This window comes from Streptomyces sp. NPDC004658 (assembly GCF_040609555.1).
Lineage (GTDB): Bacteria > Actinomycetota > Actinomycetes > Streptomycetales > Streptomycetaceae > Streptomyces.
The window spans coordinates 101,521-119,283 of record NZ_JBEXKG010000001.1; the positions used below are offsets into that span (position 1 = coordinate 101,521).

Sequence of the window (17,763 nt, forward strand, 5' to 3'; positions counted from 1 at the left end):
CGGTAGACTGGAAGACAATCCCGCCCCAACGTGGGGACCGCCCGGGAAAAGCTGAGCAACGCTGATCAAGGCTTACCAACGCAACATGCCGCAGCCGCTCCGGCAACCTGCCGACGAGCCCGGCTCGTGCTGTGCCAGAAAGGGCGCTTCGTGGCCGATTCCGGCAACCCCAACGAGAACATCCCGTCCACCGACGCCGGCGTGAACGCCGAGGCCACAGAGTCCGCAGCGGCCTCCGCGTCCTACGACGCCAGCGCCATCACCGTGCTCGAAGGGCTGGACGCGGTCCGCAAGCGGCCCGGCATGTACATCGGCTCCACGGGCGAGCGCGGTCTGCACCACCTGGTGTACGAGGTCGTCGACAACTCGGTCGACGAGGCGCTGGCCGGCTACGCGGACACCATCGACGTGACGATCCTCGCCGACGGCGGCGTGCGCGTCGTCGACAACGGCCGTGGCATCCCGGTGGGCATCGTGCCCTCCGAGGGCAAGCCGGCCGTCGAGGTCGTGCTCACCGTGCTGCACGCGGGCGGCAAGTTCGGCGGCGGCGGGTACGCCGTCTCCGGCGGTCTGCACGGTGTCGGTGTGTCCGTCGTGAACGCGCTGTCCACGAAGGTCGCCGTCGAGGTGCGGACCGACGGCCACCGCTGGACGCAGGACTACAAGATGGGCGTCCCGACGGCGCCGCTGGTCAAGCACGAGGCGACCGAGGAGACCGGTACGTCGGTCACCTTCTGGGCCGACCCGGAGATCTTCGAGACGACCGAGTACTCCTTCGAGACGCTGTCCCGGCGTTTCCAGGAGATGGCGTTCCTCAACAAGGGCCTGACGATCCGGCTCACCGACGAGCGCGAGTCCGCGAAGGCCACGAGCGGCGCGGACGAGGCGGGCGCGGACGAGAAGGCCGAGGTCAAGACCGTCACGTACCACTACGAGGGCGGCATCGTCGACTTCGTGAAGTACCTCAACTCCCGCAAGGGAGAGGCGGTGCACCCGACGGTCGTCTCGCTGGAGGCCGAGGACAAGGACAAGAGCCTGTCCCTCGAGGTCGCCATGCAGTGGAACAGCGGCTACACCGAGGGCGTGTACTCCTTCGCGAACATCATCCACACGCACGAGGGCGGTACGCACGAAGAGGGCTTCCGGGCCGCGCTGACGTCGCTCATCAACAAGTACGCGCGTGACAAGAAGCTGCTGCGCGAGAAGGACGACAACCTCACCGGTGACGACATCCGTGAGGGCCTGACGGCGATCATCTCGGTCAAGCTGAGCGAGCCTCAGTTCGAGGGCCAGACGAAGACCAAGCTGGGCAACACGGAGGCCAAGACCTTCGTGCAGAAGGCGGTCTACGAGCACCTGAACGACTGGCTGGACCGCAACCCGGTCGAGGCCGCGGACATCATCCGCAAGGGCATCCAGGCGGCCACCGCGCGCGTGGCGGCCCGCAAGGCCCGCGACCTGACCCGCCGCAAGGGTCTGCTGGAGTCGGCGTCGCTGCCCGGCAAGCTGGCCGACTGCCAGTCCAACGACCCGGCCAAGTGCGAGATCTTCATCGTCGAGGGTGACTCCGCCGGCGGCTCGGCCAAGTCCGGCCGGAACCCGCAGTACCAGGCGATCCTCCCGATCCGCGGCAAGATCCTGAACGTGGAGAAGGCCCGGATCGACAAGATCCTGCAGAACCAGGAGATCCAGGCGCTGATCTCGGCCTTCGGCACGGGTGTGCACGAGGACTTCGACATCGAGAAGCTCCGCTACCACAAGATCATCCTGATGGCGGACGCCGACGTCGACGGCCAGCACATCAGCACCCTGCTGCTGACCTTCCTGTTCCGCTTCATGCGGCCGCTGGTCGAGGCCGGGCACGTCTACCTGTCCCGCCCCCCGCTGTACAAGATCAAGTGGGGTCGCGACGACGTGGAGTACGCCTACTCGGACCGTGAGCGCGACGCGCTGATCGAGATGGGCCGCCAGCGGGGCAAGCGCGTCCGCGAGGACTCCATCCAGCGCTTCAAGGGCCTCGGCGAGATGAACGCCGAGGAGCTGCGCGTGACCACCATGGACCAGGAGCACCGGGTCCTCGGCCAGGTCACCCTCGACGACGCCGCCCAGGCCGACGACCTGTTCTCGGTCCTCATGGGCGAGGACGTCGAGGCCCGGCGCCAGTTCATCCAGCGCAACGCCAAGGACGTCCGCTTCCTCGACATCTGAGTCGGTCTCAGCTGACCGCACCAGGAAGGATCCCCACCAGCAATGGCCGACGAGAACACCCCCGTCACCCCCGAAGAGGGCGGCGAACTCGCGATGCGTGTCGAGCCCGTCGGGCTCGAGACGGAGATGCAGCGCTCGTACCTGGACTACGCGATGTCCGTCATCGTGTCCCGCGCGCTGCCCGACGTCCGGGACGGCCTCAAGCCCGTCCACCGCCGTGTGCTGTACGCGATGTACGACGGTGGCTACCGCCCCGAGCGCGGCTTCTACAAGTGCGCCCGTGTCGTCGGCGACGTCATGGGCAACTACCACCCGCACGGCGACTCCTCCATCTACGACGCCCTGGTGCGCCTCGCCCAGCCGTGGTCGATGCGCATGCCGCTGGTGGACTCCAACGGCAACTTCGGCTCCCCGGGCAACGACCCGGCGGCGGCCATGCGCTACACCGAGTGCAAGATGGCGCCGCTGTCGATGGAGATGGTCCGGGACATCGACGAGGAGACCGTCGACTTCACGGACAACTACGACGGCCGCTCCCAGGAGCCGACCGTCCTGCCGGCCCGCTTCCCGAACCTGCTGATCAACGGCTCGGCCGGTATCGCGGTCGGCATGGCCACCAACATCCCGCCGCACAACCTGCGCGAGGTCGCGGCCGGCGCCCAGTGGTACCTGGAGAACCCGGACGTCTCGCACGAGGAGCTGCTGGACGCGCTCATGGAGCGCATCAAGGGCCCCGACTTCCCGACCGGCGCGCTCGTCGTGGGCCGCAAGGGCATCGAGGAGGCCTACCGCACCGGCCGCGGCTCCATCACGATGCGCGCGGTGGTCGAGGTCGAGGAGATCCAGGGCCGCCAGTGCCTGGTCGTCACCGAGCTGCCGTACCAGGTGAACCCGGACAACCTGGCGCAGAAGATCGCCGACCTGGTGAAGGACGGCAAGATCGGCGGCATCGCGGACGTCCGCGACGAGACCAGCTCCCGCACCGGCCAGCGCCTGGTGATCGTGCTCAAGCGGGACGCGGTCGCCAAGGTCGTCCTGAACAACCTGTACAAGCACACCGACCTGCAGACGAACTTCGGCGCGAACATGCTCGCGCTGGTCGACGGCGTGCCGCGCACCCTGTCCCTGGACGCGTTCATCCGCCACTGGGTGACGCACCAGATCGAGGTCATCGTCCGCCGCACCCGGTTCCGGCTGCGCAAGGCCGAGGAGCGGGCGCACATCCTGCGCGGTCTGCTGAAGGCCCTGGACGCCATCGACGAGGTCATCGCGCTGATCCGGCGCAGTGAGACCGTCGACGTCGCGCGCACGGGCCTGATGGACCTGCTGGAGATCGACGAGATCCAGGCCAACGCGATCCTCGAGATGCAGCTGCGGCGCCTGGCGGCCCTGGAGCGGCAGAAGATCGTCCAGGAGCACGACGAACTCCAGGCGAAGATCAACGAGTACAACGAGATCCTCGCCTCGCCGGTCCGCCAGCGCGGGATCGTCAGCGAGGAGCTGGCCGCGATCGTCGAGAAGTACGGCGACGACCGCCAGACCAAGCTGATCCCGTACGAGGGCGACATGTCCATCGAGGACCTGATCGCCGAGGAGGACATCGTCGTCACCGTCACGCGCGGCGGCTACGTCAAGCGGACGAAGACGGACGACTACCGGGCGCAGAAGCGCGGCGGCAAGGGCGTGCGCGGCACGAAGCTGAAGGAAGACGACATCGTCGACCACTTCTTCGTCTCCACCACGCACCACTGGCTGCTGTTCTTCACCAACAAGGGCCGGGTGTACCGGGCGAAGGCGTACGAGCTGCCCGAGGCCGGCCGGGACGCGCGCGGCCAGCACGTGGCGAACCTGCTCGCCTTCCAGCCGGACGAGGCCATCGCCGAGATCCTGGCGATCCGCGACTACGAGGCGGCGCCCTACCTGGTGCTGGCCACCAAGTCCGGCTTGGTCAAGAAGACGCCACTGAAGGATTACGATTCGCCTCGCTCCGGTGGTGTCATCGCCATCAACCTGCGGGAACGCGAGGACGGTTCGGACGACGAGCTGATCGGCGCGGAGCTGGTCTCGGCGGACGACGACCTGCTGCTGATCAGCAAGAAGGCGCAGTCGATCCGGTTCACCGCCTCGGACGAGTCCCTGCGCCCGATGGGCCGCGCCACCTCCGGTGTCAAGGGGATGAGTTTCCGGGAGGGCGACGAGCTTCTCTCGATGAATGTGGTGCGACCCGGTACGTTCGTGTTCACTGCCACCGACGGTGGGTACGCGAAGCGGACCGCCGTCGACGAGTACCGCGTCCAGGGCCGCGGCGGCCTCGGCATCAAGGCCGCCAAGATCGTGGAGGACCGCGGTTCGCTCGTCGGCGCGCTGATCGTCGAGGAGAACGACGAAATCCTCGCGATCACCCTCTCCGGCGGTGTGATTCGCACGCGAGTCAGCGAGGTCAGGGAGACGGGCCGTGACACCATGGGCGTCCAACTGATCAATCTGGGCAAGCGCGATGCCGTCGTCGGTATCGCACGTAACGCCGAAGCGGGGCGCGAGGCGGAGGAAGTCGACGGCGACGTGGCCGTGGACGAGACCGCCGAGGGTGTCGCGACCACCGGCACGGACGAGGGTGAGGCACCCTCGGCCGAGTAGCACGAGGAGTGAGTCAGCGTGAGCGGAGCCACGGGCGCCGGATCGGCCGGTACCTCCACGGGTACGGAAACGGACGGCGGCGGCCGTGGCTCCGCCGCGACCGGGCTGCCCGCGGGGAGTGCGCCCGCCGCCGGTGCGCACGACCCGCAGACGACGAACCTGAAGCCGGTGAAGGTGTCCGAGACGGACTCTTCCCGTACGTCTGGATCCCAGGGGGGAACTGTGACGGACACCCGAGGCCCGGCCGCGTCCGGTGAGGCGCGGCCGGCGTCGCCGCTTCCCGGGGAGCGGCGCCCGGAGCAGCCCGACGGGCCCTACCACCCGCCGCAGGCGTACCCGGCGCAGCCGCCCGCCGGGGCGACGCGCAAGCCGCGTACGGGCGTGCGGACCGCGCCGCGGACCCGCAAGGCGCGGCTGCGGGTGGCCAAGGCCGACCCGTGGTCGGTGATGAAGGTCAGCTTCCTGCTCTCGATCGCGCTCGGCATCTGCACCGTCGTCGCCGCGGCGGTGCTGTGGATGGTCATGGACGCGATGGGCGTGTTCTCCACGGTCGGCGGCACGATCTCGGAGGCGACCGGCTCGAACGAGGCGAACGGCTTCGACCTCCAGGCGTTCCTGTCGCTCCCCCACGTCCTGACGTTCGCGGCGATCATCGCGGTCATCGACGTGGTCCTGGCGACGGCGCTCGCGACGCTCGGCGCGTTCATCTACAACCTCTCCGCGGGCTTCGTGGGCGGCATCGAGCTGACGCTGGCGGAGGACGAGTGACCTCCGGACCAGCGGCGTTCTGACGGTCCCCCGACAACCGATTTTGGGACTGGCGCGGTCGTGCGCTAATCTTCAGGAGTCAGCGCGCGGGACACACACCGCAGAGCGCGGCGGGGCTATAGCTCAGTTGGTTAGAGCGCATCCCTGATAAGGATGAGGCCACAGGTTCAAATCCTGTTAGCCCCACAGCGGCCGAAGGCCAGGTCAGACGCCCGGTAGATCCTCTCGATCTACCGGGCGTCTACATTTGTCGATCTTGCTAGCCCGCTACTGGCCCGTAACTTGCTCGGCGGCACATCGGCGGCGGATTGCAGGAACCTGCTGTTACGAAAGAGGCCAGTCGCCCTCTACCCTTTGACACCAGGACGCCCCCTGCCGATTCTCGCGGCAGGGGGCGTCTCTGTTTCCGGCGCGGCGTGCCTCCCAAGCTGGCCGGCCGGAGTCTCGGAGGGCGGGGCGTCAGCCCCAGCCGATGTCGCTCGCGGGGACCGGGGCGGCCTCCGGGGTGGGCGTGGCGGTCGCGGTCGGCGCGACCACACCCCAGCCGATGTCACCCGCCCGGACGGTGCGCGCTTCATCGTGCTGACCCGCCGCAGCCGTGGAGAGCAGTGCTGCCAGCGCCAGGAGGGCGGCGCCTGCCGCGACACGGGCTCTGGACATACACACCTCACAAATAGAACGCGCCTTCGGTTCCGCTTCCGACAGCTAGGGTTACACGTGGGATCACTGAGATCCAAGCGGCAGGCCGTACGGAAAGATGCACATGAAGAATTCCGTACCTTCAACAGCGTTCAAACGGGGGCGAGTAGGACATGCCTGATCGCGAACTCCCACTCACCCAGGAGGACTTCGACGCCTACCGGGCGATCGCCGAAGGCCACACCCCGCCCGACGGATACGCCGTCGAACGGCTGATCTCGTTCCGCCTGGTCGACCCCGACCCCTACGCTCCCGGCAGTTACATCGCCCACGACCCCCGCGCCGCCGCCCAAGGGCTCACCACCTCCGTTCTGAGCGAGCTGCAAAGCCTCGTCACCCGCGTCGCCCAGATCCCGGCCCTGGAAGGCCTCGCCCAGCACTTCGACCCCCACCGCCTGTATGGCGGTCCAGGCTCCGAGTACCTAGCGACGGCCGCGCAGATGAACGCACGGCTCGGCGAGGTCGGCGATGCCGCCGTGGCCGAGTTCTGCTCGATCCAGCCCGGAGAGCCGGCAGACCGGGATCCGGAGATACTCCGCCTCGGCGTCGAGCGGACACGTACCGCCCTGCACCGCGGCGTCCATGTCCGTTCGCTCTACCACCGAAGCGTCCACGAACACGCCCAGACCCGCGACTACATCACAGAGATGACCGCAGACGGCGCGGAGGTGCGTGTCTCTGCCCTGCCCGGACCTCGCATTGTGATCATCGACCGACGGCACCTCTTCATCGACAACCACGTCATCGAGGGCGCCGAAGGTAACAGCGGGTGGCACGTCTTCGACCGGGCAGCCGTCATGTGGGCCCGAGCCGTCTTCGACCTCTTCTGGGACAACGCGACCCGCTGGCACGACGTATGCCGGAGCGCCGGCACCGGCCCGCTTAGCGAACGTCAGTGGCGCATCCTCCGAGAGCTGGACGCCGGCTATCCCGCTCAGCAGGTCGGGCCCCGGATCGGACTGAGCCGCAGCGCGGTCGACAAGGAACTGGCCGCCATCCGGAAGGCCCTGAACTTCGACACCATGTACCAGGTCATGGCCTGGTACGGACGCTCGCAGGCAGACAAAACTGGCTGAACAGGAGAGCCATTGAGGGGCCGTGTCACATCCCTGCAGGCCGAGCATAGATCTGTGTACAGTGCAGGCAGGGGAGGCGGACGTACGGATTCCGTTCGCCTGACGCACAACCCCAGAACAAGCCCGGTCGAAGTGCCTGCGGGCCTTCGGCCGGAAGGGCGTCCCCTGCCGCCGCGAGATTCGGCAGGGGACGTCTCCAAGCAGAAGACCGCCCCGTCATCCAGGACGGATGACGGGGCGGTTGCGCTCAGCCAGTTGGGCGAGCGCTCGCGGAGCTGGCGGACGCACATCACGCCGCTCCGCGCTCCGGCCACCGCAATGGGCTGCCGGAGCTGTATGGCCGCCCCCGACGAGGGGGAAGGGACGGCTGTAGCCTCCAGCGCTCACCTGCTGGCCCGTCGTCGGGCCGCGCTGGAGCCTGTCCGTGCCCGGCACGATCGGCGTACGCGCCGGGCACGGGGTCTACTCGAACCACTCGGTTCCGATGGCGTCCCCGGGGGCCGTCCGGCCGTTGTAGTAGTCCACATGCCGACGGCCAGGGTGATTCGGCGGTCTCGTGCACCGCGCCTTGCCGTCGGGGTGCAGGAGTCCGCAGTAGCCGGCGGCCCGGTACCCCGACTCGGCGGCCTCTGCTCGCCGCGCCTCCAGTGACTTCCGCTCGGTCACAGAGCCGCCCCCTTTCTGGCGCAGCCTCCCGGATGGGCGTAGCCGAGGTGGAAGCTGGCCTCGCCCTCCCAGCGCACCGGGATGGCCGTCTCCTGCGCCAGCAGGGTCCTGTGGCAGCTGAAGCAGGCCGGGGGTTCCTTGCCCGCTGGTCCGGCGGTCAGCTCGTGCAAGATGCGCCGACCGCGGCCGACGAAGCACATGCGGCCCTGCTTGCAGGGGAAGCACTCGGCGACGTGGCTGTGCCACTCGTACCAGCTGATGTGCCAGGCGAGCCGGGCGGAGTAGCAGGAGAGGCATCCGCGCTGGGGGTAGTCGGCCGCCGACTCCAGGTCGACGGCGGTGCTGTCGGCCGGGATCAGGCACCAGACACAGGCGTGGCCCGTCACCGCTTCGGCCGGCAGCGGCACAGGGGTGTCGAACCAACTGACCAGCCGGTGAAGGCGGGCCAGTTCCTCGGCGATCTGTACGGCGGTCATCGGCGCAACTCCAGGGCCAGGGTGTGCAGGGCGCGACGGGTCTCACAGCGCCTGGCGTCGTCCGCGCACTGCTCGCACAGGCCGGGGTGCTGGTTGCGTGCGGCCAGGACGGCCTGCCGGGCGCAGGGGCGGCACGCACGCGGGAACCAGTGCCCGCCGTCGGTCTCGCGCTCGCCGAGGTCGATGGCCGTAGCGGTGGACAGCGACTCGCCACCCCACACGCACTCGGCACCGCGCGCCCGGGCGTCGGACAGCGTTTCCAGGGGCGGCAGCGGGATGAGCGGTAGAAGCTCGGCCGGGATGTCGACCAGGGCTCTCGTCTCGGCAGTCGTCATGCGCTGGTCTCCGCTTCGGTGCGGGCGCCGCCGGGGCCGAACGCGGCACCGAGCAGCAAAGGGTCGGTCAGTCGTCCGGTCCCGTCCGGTCGCTCCAGCCAGCCGCGGCCACCCACGGAGTACAGGACAGGCGGGCACCCGAGGGCCCAGCCGGCCGGACGGACCAGAAGCGGGCGCACGTCGTCCAGCTCGTCCCCGAGGGTGGGTGGCAGAAGCCACCAGGCGCGGTCTGCTTCCACGTCCACGAGGACGGGGCCCAGACGCTCGGAACCGATCCGCTTCATGGCGTGTACGGACGGCAGGAGACGCGCCTCGGCTGCACGCCAATGGGTCCCGGTCGGGATGGGGAACAGTTCATCCTGGTCCCATGCGCGCCGGGCGGCGGTGGGGTGCGGCGTGCAGGACAGGAGCCAGTCCTGGCCTGCCTGCCGAAGGGAACGGGTGGTGGCTGTTGTTGCCATGACCTGGACGTTAGGGACGTCGATTGCGGGCCTGCGCGCCGATTGCGCGTGATTGCGCCCGTGGCCCCGATGGTTGCCGCTGATTGCCTACGAAAGGTCGAGAGAGGCCCGAGCACGGCCGATCAGCCGCCGGGCCGCCGCTCCGTACTCGGCCGACTCGGCGAGCCACTCCCAAGCGCGCTCGTAGAGTTGTACATCCTCGTCGCCGGTCAGCCACAGCTCTTCGCTGATCGTCTCAACGATGACCAAACGTCGATCGTAGATCCAAAAAGCGTGGGGAGCCGTGCGGCGCAGCTGGGCGCCGAACGGGATGATGCCCAGCTCGATGCGCTTCTGCCCGACGAGGTTGTACAGGCGATCCAGCTGTTCGGCCATCACGTCGACAGGGCACGGACGGTGGTACAGGGCGGCCTCGCAGAGGACGAACCGGAACGTCTTCGCCGGGTCGTACAGGGCATCCTGCCGGCGCATCCGCTTCTCAACCGCCGCGTCGGTCGTGGCCGGGATGCCGCGGAACGCGGCGAGGGAGTCGAAGACGACGCGCGCGTACTCCGGCGTCTGGAACAGCCCGGGGATCCGCGAGACCTCAACGCCGCGGATCTGCTGGGTGGTCTCGGTCAGCCGTACGGCGATCTCCTGACGGCCGCGGTGCCCGCCAGCAAGCTGCTTCCGCCACGACCGATTGCGCTGTTTCATGTCGAGCCCGGCGAGCAGTCCGTGTAGCTCCGGCTCGACGTCCGGCCGGCCCAGTGCGCGCGCCCACGCGGTGAGGTCGTCGCGGCTGGGGGTCTGCTTGCCGTTCTGCAGGCGGCTGACCTTCGAGGTCTGCCAGCCGAGCCGGGCGGCGAGGTCTTTGCCTTCCAGCCCGGCCTCGGTGCGCAGCTCGCGGAGCCGGGCACCGAGGGCTTCACGGGCCGTCTGGAAGTCGGTCGTCACACAGTCGAAGCTACCTGCCGCGCGAAGTCCTGCGTAGGCACAGCGTGGTGCCAAGCGGCGTCCCGGGCCTGGCAGGCGGCCAGGACCTCGGCGGGGTCCTCGGTGACGTACACGCCGAGGGTGGTGTCATCGGCGTCGAACGCGAACCGTGCCACGATCCGCGAGTCGAAGAGCCAGAAGTCATAGTCGGGCAGGCGGAGCTGCTCGGCCTGAGAGCGGGTCAGGTTGCGGATGTCCTCGCCGGCGGAGACATTGCCGGGCGCACTCGCAAGGAGGAACCGCTGGCCCTCGGTGGGCGGGTCGTCCACCAGGCGCACCCGCTCGAAACGCTTCCCGGCGGCTGTCTGCTCGGCAACGTTCTCCAGCCACGGGCTCGCTTCGGCGGCGATGTCCTCGCCGGCCTGCCAGCGGGCCCACTTCGGGCTGCGTCGATCGGAGGCGTATCCGCGGCGGGTCTCCAGCCGCCAGGCCGTGTGGCGGAACTCGCGGAACAGGTGGGCGATCGCCGAGAACGGCTGCAACTCGGGGGCCGGGGTGCGCGGCGCATACCGGATCAGCAGGCTGCGCGGTACCCGGACGAAGGTCTCGGACGGCTTCACGTCGCGCAACTGGACCAGGTGCTCGGGGTCGGTCTCGCGGTCGCCCTGGACGAGGACCTCGTCCGTGCCCTCGATCTCGTACAGGGTCGGGCAGTCGCCTTCGTCGCTGGTGGTGCCGATGAACCTGAGCGTCATCACGCCTCCGCTGCTGGGTCGGTGGGGTACCAGAATGCGCGGGATGGCCCGGGAGCGCCCTGCGATTGCGCAGGATTGCGACTCGCGATGGCCCGCTGCCGTTTGCGCGCAACTGGACACGACGAAAGCGGCCCCGCCCTCCCGAAGGAGAGCGGGGCCGCTGTCACGTGCCGATGTCGTGGAGGTACGGGCGAACCTCGTCGGGGATGGGCTGTGGGGGCGGGGGTGGCTCCAGCTGCGCGTGCCGCATGTACGCCACCAGCGAGCGGGCCCAGCTGGCGATGTAGCGCAAGGCCGATTCCTGCTCGGCGATACGCTGACGGTCCCGTTCGGCCTGCTGGCGGTCCTGCTCGGCCTCCCGCTCCAGGCGCGCGATGTGCTCGCCGAGCTTGTCCGTCACCGCGGTGAAGTCATCTCGCCTCTCCGCGCCCCGCGGCCGGCGGGGCTGGCGACGGCCGATGACCGCGGTGACCACACCGCCGGCCGCCGTGACGAGGGCGACGGCCAGGGCGCTCAGCGCGGTCAGCATTTCAGGTCTCACGCGGCGGCTCCGATCGTGCGCGGGGCGCTTCCTCCCAGCCGATCGCCACCAGGCACACGGCCCCGAACGCGCCGAAGATCAGGGCCGCCACCCAGCCCCGGGGGTACTCGCCGAGCGGCCACCAGGCCACCAGGTAGGACATCGACCAGGGCGCGGTGACGCCCCAGACGGCCAGGAAGCCGGGCCAGTCCCGGCGCGGTGGCAGCCAGGCGCAGACCAGTGCGATGACACCGGCCGCCACCCACACCCCGCCCCAGGCCGCCAAGGGCATGGCCTTGAGCAGCAAGCACAGGCCGCGCGGGTTCGCGGGCGGCTGGCCGATCTGGGCGTAGCCGTAGAGGCTGGCGATGACGCCCTTGAGGCTGAGGAGTGCTCCGCGGCGGCCCAGCTGCTGCCGGAGCCGCCGGGCCGCCGCGCGCATCAGACGCCCGGGATCGTGGACGCGCTGTTCTTCTGGCCGATGGCGCGCGCGGCGATGCCCTTCAGCAGGGTGATGGCCGCGGCGAGTCCGGCGGTGCCGGCGCCCTCCCAGAAGCTGAGATGCAGCATGTCGGCCGGGCCGCCAGCGAGGGCGACTGCGCCGGACGCCCCGAGGAACGTCCAGATGGTGCGCTCGGCGAGGTCGCGGGCGTAGGTCTTGGCCGTCTTCACGACGGTCTCGGCGCCGGGCAGGTGGAGCTGGGACATGGCGGATCGTTCCTCTCGGTCAGACGTTGGGGACGTGGAGCTTGGACCAGGACGTCGGGCCGGGCGGCCACTTCGCGTCCGCGCCGGTGTAGCCGAGGGACCGCTGGTACGCCTCGTAGGCCTTGACGTCGGCCTCGCCGAGCTTGGGCCCGGCACCGACCCGGTAGTACCGGCCGAACCCCTTGGCGATGAGCCGCTTCCCCATCGCGGTGAAGATCTTCGAGGAGCGGCCGATGGCGGGCTTGCTGCCGGCCATGAACAGCTGCGCGCCCGGGAACGGCTCGTACTTCGGCGCGGGCGCGGGCCCGCTGCCTGTCCCGGCCGGGCGCGGCGCGCCCTTCTTCACCCACGCGTACAGCGGTCCGCCCGGGCACTCGGTCGCATAGCCGTCCCGGTGCCCCTTGATCTCGGTTCCGGCGCCGTGCGCGCGCAGCAGCTCGATGCCGTCGCGGATCGCGCCCAGCATCTCGTCGGTCGGCTCGGTCAGGCCCTCGTCGCCGACCAGGCCGACGATCGCGTAGTGCGCGCGGTTCAGCGGCTGGTTGCCGTTGGCGCCGGTCCGCCGGCCGATGCCGCGGCCCTCGAGGAGGTAGCCGTGCGGGCAGGCCCCGTAGTTGTAGGCGATGTCGGAGTAGTTCTCCTTGGTGTTCGCCAGGTGGGACTTGCGGATCGCCTTCCACTCCGCGATGCACGCGGCGTGGTCGGTGAGCAGCTTGGTGCTCACGAACGTGCCCTCGTAGTGGACCTTGGTCCCCTCGGTGGTGGCCTGGAGCGGCGCGGCCGACGCCGGCCAGCCCAGCGCGGCCCGGGTGACGAGCTTCATCGCGCGTTCTCCTGCTCTGCCCCGACGGGGGCCTGGTCCGCGGTGGCGTGCTCGGCGACGGCCGCGGCGGCGGCGATCCAGGCGCCCTGGACGGTGTCGCCGAGGTCGTCCCACGCGGGCATCGGCCGCTTGTCGTGGGTGACGCCACTGGTGGCCTCGCTGTACGCGAGGTAGGCGATGAGCCCGAGGTCGCTCGGGGAGGGCTGTGGCATGTGCTGCTCCAGACATGACGAACGCCCCGGCCGGGCGGCACGGGGCGTGGTTGGGGGGGGCCAAACAGTGGCGCGGGATCAGTGGCTGTGGGGGATCTGAAGGGCTCGCCAGATCGTCTCGTTGGGGTATCCGGCGTAGGCACCGCCCGGCGAGCCACACGTCACATGCCAGTTGCCCCAGGCGTTGAGGTCGGCGGTGCCGATGTCGGCGGACGGGGTGTAAGAACCGGCGCCGACGGCCACGAGGCGCTTGGCTGCGGCGAGGACAAGCGGGGAGGTGCGGCCGACCTTGAACCAGTCGGGGCCGGGGTAGGGCGCGTACGCGGCGGCCGTGCCGCTGGAGGTCTTGATCAGGGACGGGTCGTCCACCCACGAGGTGTCCGCGGTCACCATCGGCGAGCAGTACTTCGGGTAGCCGTAGCCGTACACGTTGGCGTCGGACCTGTTGCGCACCCGCAGGTAGACGCCGTCGCCCTCACTGCTGCCGTTGATGTTGCTATTGAATTCAATCGTCCAGATTTGGGCGTTGTCGTACCGGTATACGAGCCCGGTGTGGTCCTGTCCGGACGTGCCGAGCATCACCTGCGCGCCGATGGCCGGGTACCAGGACCACCGGTTCCACGACTGGTAGGTGGTGACGGCGACGTCGCAGGCCGGGGTCTGCGGCATGATCGTGATGTCCCCGGCCCGGTGCGCGAGCCACAGCAGGCCGATGACGCACCAGGACTGCCCCTGGTAGGGGGACATGCCGGGTGTTTCGTTGGCGTACTTGTTGATGTTCGTCCAGGTGGAGCCCTGTTTGTCCTCCTGGTAGTGGATCGCGGCTTCCTGCGTGCCCAGCTCGATCAGCGTCTGGGGGGCGATCGCGGCAACCATGTGACCTCCCTCAGGACGGGTCGAGGATCCGCCAGCCGACCGTGGATGTGTCGGAGGCGGATGTGGATTTGATCGTGAAGCTGGTCCCGGCCGTGCGGGCGTTGACATACGGGGCGCCGACCGTGCCGCCCGGCGTCTGGATCGTCAGCACGATCACGCTGTTCGCGGTCACCGCGGTGGTGTTCACGGTGACGGTGCCGGCCGCCAGGACCGCGGTCCCCATCCGGGCCCCGGCACCGCCGCTGGGGACGACCGACCGACCGGCCAGGACCACCGATGCGTCGCCCGGGTCGATCCTGTTGACCGTCCCGGACAGCGCGTTCGTCTTCACGGCGGTCAGGCCGAGCACGGTCGAGATGGTGCCGGTGTCCGTGCGCAGGCACGTCGTCGCACCCGAGCCCGGGGACACCTCGGTCACCCCGGCGAGGACGACGCCGGCCGCGTTGTTGGTCAGCCAGACGGACGTGCCGTCGGAGGCCTTCGTCACGAACCCCTGCGCCGTGATGCCCTTGCCGCCGTACACCTCCAGTCCGGTCGTGCACTGCTCGGCGCCGCAGCTGCTCAGGCTGACACCGGTGCAGCTGTCGAGCCGGTAGCCGACCGGGGCCTGCTGGACGGCGCACGCGGACAGGCTGCTGTAGGCCATGCCCTCCAGCCAGATGCCGCCGGTAACGCAGCCCTCGACGGACACGGCGGTCAGGGACACGGACGCGCCGCCGAGGACGGTGTCCTGCGGGGCTTGGACGTGGACGCCGACGCCGCCGCAGGTGCGCACCCGAACGCGGTGCAAGACCGTGTTGGCCAGCTGGTGGCAGAAGACCCCGTCACCGCCCCAGGACTGGATCAGCACGTCCCGCAGGGTGACGCCCGGGGTCGACGGCGCGGAGTACCGGGTGAAGCGGACGGCGGAGCCGAAGCCGCGGCCGGGCCCGGACAGTTGCAGCCGTTCCAGCGTGATGCCGCCGACGTCGGTGGCGGTGATGCAGTCCTTGTTCTGGTCGGTGGACTGAAGGATGGACGCCCGGGGGCCGGCTCCGATGGCGTTGACGCCGCTGGCCCAGGTGAGCGCGGCGGTCAGGATGTACCGGCCCGCCGGGATGTACAGGGTCCCGCCTGCCACCGCGGCGGCGTTGACCGCGGCCTGGATCGCCGCGGTGTCGTCCGTGACACCGTCGCCTTTCGCGCCGAAGTCGCGGACGACGTTCAGCCAGTCCAGGGACTTCTCGCTCGGGCCGCCCCCGGCGGTGACGTTGCGGGCCTGCACCCAGACCCGCGAGGGTCCGGCGGCGTCCGCCCACATCCCGGTCACCCCATCCGGGCCGAGGATGCGTGGCAGGGCGCCGTACTCGTTGGTGCGGACGGAGGTTGTCGGCGTGCCGGTGGCGTCCAGGAGGTCGGTGTACTGGGTGCCGGCGTCCGAGGCATCCCAAAAGGTCACGTCCTGGCCGACGGCCACGCCCCACAGGCCATCGGCCGGGCGGACCACGTAGTCGGCGATGCCGCCGCCGAACTCATAGCGGGCCATCAGCCGCTCACCGCCCAGCTGACGGACTGGGGCAGGACAAACTCGCCCTTGTCGATGGTGGGGTGCTGCGTCAGGATGACCTGCCCTGGGGTGTCGGAGTTGGCGGCGTAGATGGTGATGCGGCCGAGCTGCGCGCCGGTGATGTAGGCGAGGGCGTAGATGGCTCGCGTGGGGTGCTGGTAGTCCGAGGGGATGATCACCGGCAGGCGGCTGGGGGTGGTCCCTGCCACCGCGTCTCCGGTGCGCTCGAAGGACCCCATGCGCAGGTGCACGGTCCCCGAGCGGACCTCCAGCGTGCTTGAGACGTTGATGTCCCACTTCGGGACGGGCTGGTCGACCGTGATGACGCTGCTGCTGTTGTAGATCAGGACCCACTGGGTGCCGTTCCACAGGCGGACGCGGCCTGTGTCGGTCTCCACGGCCACCTCGCCGGGGACCGGGTTCGGGTTCAGCGTGGTCGCCGTGCACGGGCGGACGCGGGCGCCCGCGTACAGCTCGGACCGGGTCACGGTGACGGTGCCGGCCGCGTTCTGGATCACCACGGTGGCGAGCGGGATCTCGTAGATCCCAGTGTCCCCGGTCTGCTGGACGGGGTCCGGAGCGATGCTGCTGGCGCCCTGCCGGACGGCCGCGCGGACGGTCCAGGTGGAGCGGTCGAGACGCAGGACAACCCGGTCCCTGCGGGTCTGTCCGGAGCTGTTGGCCGCGATCGGCAGGGTCACGGTCGAGGTACCGGAGTACCAGGCGTGCCCGCGCACGCTGGCGTACACGTCGGGGCGAATCGTCACCGTCAGGCCGGTCCCCGCCGAGACCACCGCGGCGTCCAGCGGCGAGCCGTACACCCCGTTGTCGGAGAACCGTGCCGCGATCTTCTCGTACTCGACGTCGGTGACGGCCCGCCCGTTGTGGGCTGGGGACGGCCAGGAGTCGTCGGCCATCGGTTACCTCGCTTCCAGTCGGCCGAGCCTGCGGCCCAGCTCACGTACCAGCCGCACCATCTGCGGGTCTGTGGTGGCGTCCGGCGAGCCGATCAGCGACGTGACCACCTCGCCGGTGCCCGGGGACGCCTGGAGACGGATGGAGCGCACCAGGTCGCGCACTTCCAGGCCGGTCGGCAGCGCGACGGTCACGCGGTCGCCGAGGCCGAAGTCCCGGCCCGCCTTGAGGTCCTCGGTGTCGACGGTCACCGTGGCCAGCTCCACCGGGGCCGCGCCCTCGGAGATCGCCTGCTTGCCCTCCTGGGTCAGCTGACCGTTGTCGTTGCTGTCGGCGCTGGAGTCGACCAGCTGCTCCACCCGCCACCAGGCGGACGCGGCCGCGGTGTCGGCGACCTCGACGTACGGGCGCGGGAAAGCCTGCTCGGCGCCGGTGACCAGGGCGTGGGTGACGGTCGGCGCGGACCGCTTGAAGGTGAAGGCGCGCAGGTTGCCCAGACCGGCGGAGAACCGGGCCGTCGCGGTGCGGTCGGCGGGCTGGTAGACCTCGAAGAGGATCTGGCTGCCCACCTGCCGGGTGCGGATGCCCAGGCCGCCGCCGTCGGTGGCCACGCGCCGGCAGACGTCGAGGAGCCGCTCCAGGCGGGTGTCGACGCTCACCGTGGTGCCCACCCCGGCCACCGCGCCGAGAGCGAAGTTCGGGATGCGGCGGGCGGCGATCGCGCCGGGCCCGCAGTTCTCGCTGACCAGCGTCCGGATGACCGTCTCCGCGTTCGTGGCGGTGATCTTCCGGGAGGTGTCCGGCTGCGCCGACCACGCCGAGCCGGGCGCCGGCCACGTCAGGTACCCGGCGGGCACCGCGAGGTCGTCGGCGAAGTTCACGCTCACCTTGCCCGGCGGCGGCTCGCCCTCCCCGGCGATCCCCCAGCTGTAGTCCTGCGGGATCTCCATCGGCCCGCTCATCCACACGGCGCCGTCGCGGATCACGAGCATGCGGTTGCCGGGCTGGAGCTGCGCCATCACCTCGGCGTGCGCCACCAGGTCCACGGAGCCGGAGCCCGGCTCGTTGAAGGAGAGCGTGGCGTCCAGGTTGGACCAGTCCGCGAGCGGGTCTCCCTGCACGACAAGGTTCCGGTCGGTGACGAGGAGCTGGACGGCCACGCCCACC

Annotated in this window: 20 protein-coding genes and 1 tRNA gene; 5 read left to right on the forward strand and 16 right to left on the reverse strand. The window is 70.0% G+C overall.

Annotated elements, in window-relative coordinates; all coding sequences use genetic code 11:
* Positions 1-126 precede the first annotated feature (126 nt).
* The 4 genes from gyrB (at position 127) to ABZV94_RS00480 (ending at position 5,799) form a co-directional block, all read left to right on the forward strand.
* The gene (gyrB, locus tag ABZV94_RS00465; RefSeq protein WP_030982202.1) at positions 127-2,208 is read left to right on the forward strand and encodes a DNA topoisomerase (ATP-hydrolyzing) subunit B; all 2,082 of its coding nucleotides are present in this window, start codon (positions 127-129) and stop codon (positions 2,206-2,208) included.
* A 42-nt stretch (positions 2,209-2,250) separates the two neighbouring features.
* A complete protein-coding gene (gene gyrA / locus ABZV94_RS00470; protein ID WP_356335646.1) occupies positions 2,251-4,845 on the forward strand; it encodes a DNA gyrase subunit A in 2,595 nt (864 codons plus the stop codon).
* 18 nt (positions 4,846-4,863) lie between these two features.
* The gene (locus tag ABZV94_RS00475; protein WP_356335648.1) at positions 4,864-5,613 is read left to right on the forward strand and encodes a DUF3566 domain-containing protein; all 750 of its coding nucleotides are present in this window, start codon (positions 4,864-4,866) and stop codon (positions 5,611-5,613) included.
* A gap of 112 nt (positions 5,614-5,725) precedes the next feature.
* A tRNA-Ile gene (locus ABZV94_RS00480) sits at positions 5,726-5,799 on the forward strand.
* A gap of 273 nt (positions 5,800-6,072) precedes the next feature.
* On the opposite strand, the gene ABZV94_RS00485 is transcribed toward ABZV94_RS00480, so the two are convergent.
* On the reverse strand, positions 6,073-6,273 hold the full coding sequence (locus tag ABZV94_RS00485; RefSeq protein ID WP_356335650.1) for a hypothetical protein: 201 nt from the start codon (positions 6,271-6,273) through the stop codon (positions 6,073-6,075).
* Positions 6,274-6,425: 152 nt separating this feature from the next.
* Here ABZV94_RS00485 and ABZV94_RS00490 point away from each other — a divergent pair, with 152 nt between their 5' ends.
* Entirely contained in the window at positions 6,426-7,388 is a 963-nt protein-coding gene (locus tag ABZV94_RS00490) for a hypothetical protein (protein ID WP_356335653.1), read from the forward strand.
* Between the two features lie 462 nt (positions 7,389-7,850).
* Here the strand turns inward: ABZV94_RS00490 and ABZV94_RS00495 are convergent, their stop codons facing one another.
* The 15 genes from ABZV94_RS00495 to ABZV94_RS00565 form a co-directional block, all read right to left on the reverse strand.
* Entirely contained in the window at positions 7,851-8,054 is a 204-nt protein-coding gene (locus tag ABZV94_RS00495) for a hypothetical protein (RefSeq protein ID WP_356335655.1), read from the reverse strand.
* The gene (locus ABZV94_RS00500) at positions 8,051-8,530 is read right to left on the reverse strand and encodes a hypothetical protein (RefSeq protein WP_356335657.1); all 480 of its coding nucleotides are present in this window, start codon (positions 8,528-8,530) and stop codon (positions 8,051-8,053) included. The genes ABZV94_RS00495 and ABZV94_RS00500 overlap by 4 nt, the downstream gene beginning before the upstream one ends.
* Entirely contained in the window at positions 8,527-8,865 is a 339-nt protein-coding gene (locus ABZV94_RS00505; protein ID WP_356335659.1) for a hypothetical protein, read from the reverse strand. The genes ABZV94_RS00500 and ABZV94_RS00505 overlap by 4 nt, the downstream gene beginning before the upstream one ends.
* Complete coding sequence (locus ABZV94_RS00510; RefSeq protein ID WP_356335661.1) at positions 8,862-9,326, reverse strand: hypothetical protein; 465 nt, start codon at positions 9,324-9,326, stop codon at positions 8,862-8,864. Before ABZV94_RS00510 ends, ABZV94_RS00505 begins: the two co-directional genes overlap by 4 nt.
* 87 nt (positions 9,327-9,413) lie before the next feature.
* Positions 9,414-10,262, reverse strand: coding sequence for a helix-turn-helix transcriptional regulator (locus ABZV94_RS00515; RefSeq protein ID WP_356335663.1), 849 nt, complete (start codon positions 10,260-10,262; stop codon positions 9,414-9,416).
* Positions 10,259-10,996 carry a DUF6879 family protein gene (locus tag ABZV94_RS00520; protein ID WP_356335665.1) on the reverse strand — a complete coding sequence of 246 codons (738 nt, stop codon included), beginning with the start codon at positions 10,994-10,996 and terminating at the stop codon, positions 10,259-10,261. Before ABZV94_RS00520 ends, ABZV94_RS00515 begins: the two co-directional genes overlap by 4 nt.
* 163 nt (positions 10,997-11,159) lie before the next feature.
* Complete coding sequence (locus tag ABZV94_RS00525; RefSeq protein ID WP_356335668.1) at positions 11,160-11,537, reverse strand: hypothetical protein; 378 nt, start codon at positions 11,535-11,537, stop codon at positions 11,160-11,162.
* Complete coding sequence (locus ABZV94_RS00530) at positions 11,527-11,958, reverse strand: hypothetical protein (protein ID WP_356335669.1); 432 nt, start codon at positions 11,956-11,958, stop codon at positions 11,527-11,529. The genes ABZV94_RS00525 and ABZV94_RS00530 overlap by 11 nt, the downstream gene beginning before the upstream one ends.
* Positions 11,958-12,224 carry a hypothetical protein gene (locus ABZV94_RS00535; protein WP_356335670.1) on the reverse strand — a complete coding sequence of 89 codons (267 nt, stop codon included), beginning with the start codon at positions 12,222-12,224 and terminating at the stop codon, positions 11,958-11,960. The genes ABZV94_RS00530 and ABZV94_RS00535 overlap by 1 nt, the downstream gene beginning before the upstream one ends.
* Positions 12,225-12,243: 19 nt before the next feature.
* Complete coding sequence (locus tag ABZV94_RS00540) at positions 12,244-13,047, reverse strand: peptidoglycan-binding protein (protein WP_356335672.1); 804 nt, start codon at positions 13,045-13,047, stop codon at positions 12,244-12,246.
* Positions 13,044-13,259, reverse strand: coding sequence for a hypothetical protein (locus ABZV94_RS00545; RefSeq protein WP_356335675.1), 216 nt, complete (start codon positions 13,257-13,259; stop codon positions 13,044-13,046). Before ABZV94_RS00545 ends, ABZV94_RS00540 begins: the two co-directional genes overlap by 4 nt.
* A gap of 78 nt (positions 13,260-13,337) precedes the next feature.
* On the reverse strand, positions 13,338-14,135 hold the full coding sequence (locus ABZV94_RS00550) for a hypothetical protein (protein WP_356335677.1): 798 nt from the start codon (positions 14,133-14,135) through the stop codon (positions 13,338-13,340).
* A gap of 10 nt (positions 14,136-14,145) precedes the next feature.
* Positions 14,146-15,660 carry a glycosyl hydrolase family 28-related protein gene (locus ABZV94_RS00555; protein ID WP_356335679.1) on the reverse strand — a complete coding sequence of 505 codons (1,515 nt, stop codon included), beginning with the start codon at positions 15,658-15,660 and terminating at the stop codon, positions 14,146-14,148.
* A complete protein-coding gene (locus ABZV94_RS00560; protein ID WP_356335681.1) occupies positions 15,660-16,598 on the reverse strand; it encodes a hypothetical protein in 939 nt (312 codons plus the stop codon). The genes ABZV94_RS00555 and ABZV94_RS00560 overlap by 1 nt, the downstream gene beginning before the upstream one ends.
* A gap of 3 nt (positions 16,599-16,601) precedes the next feature.
* Entirely contained in the window at positions 16,602-17,756 is a 1,155-nt protein-coding gene (locus ABZV94_RS00565) for a siphovirus ReqiPepy6 Gp37-like family protein (protein WP_356335683.1), read from the reverse strand.
* Between the last annotated feature and the right edge of the window lie 7 nt (positions 17,757-17,763).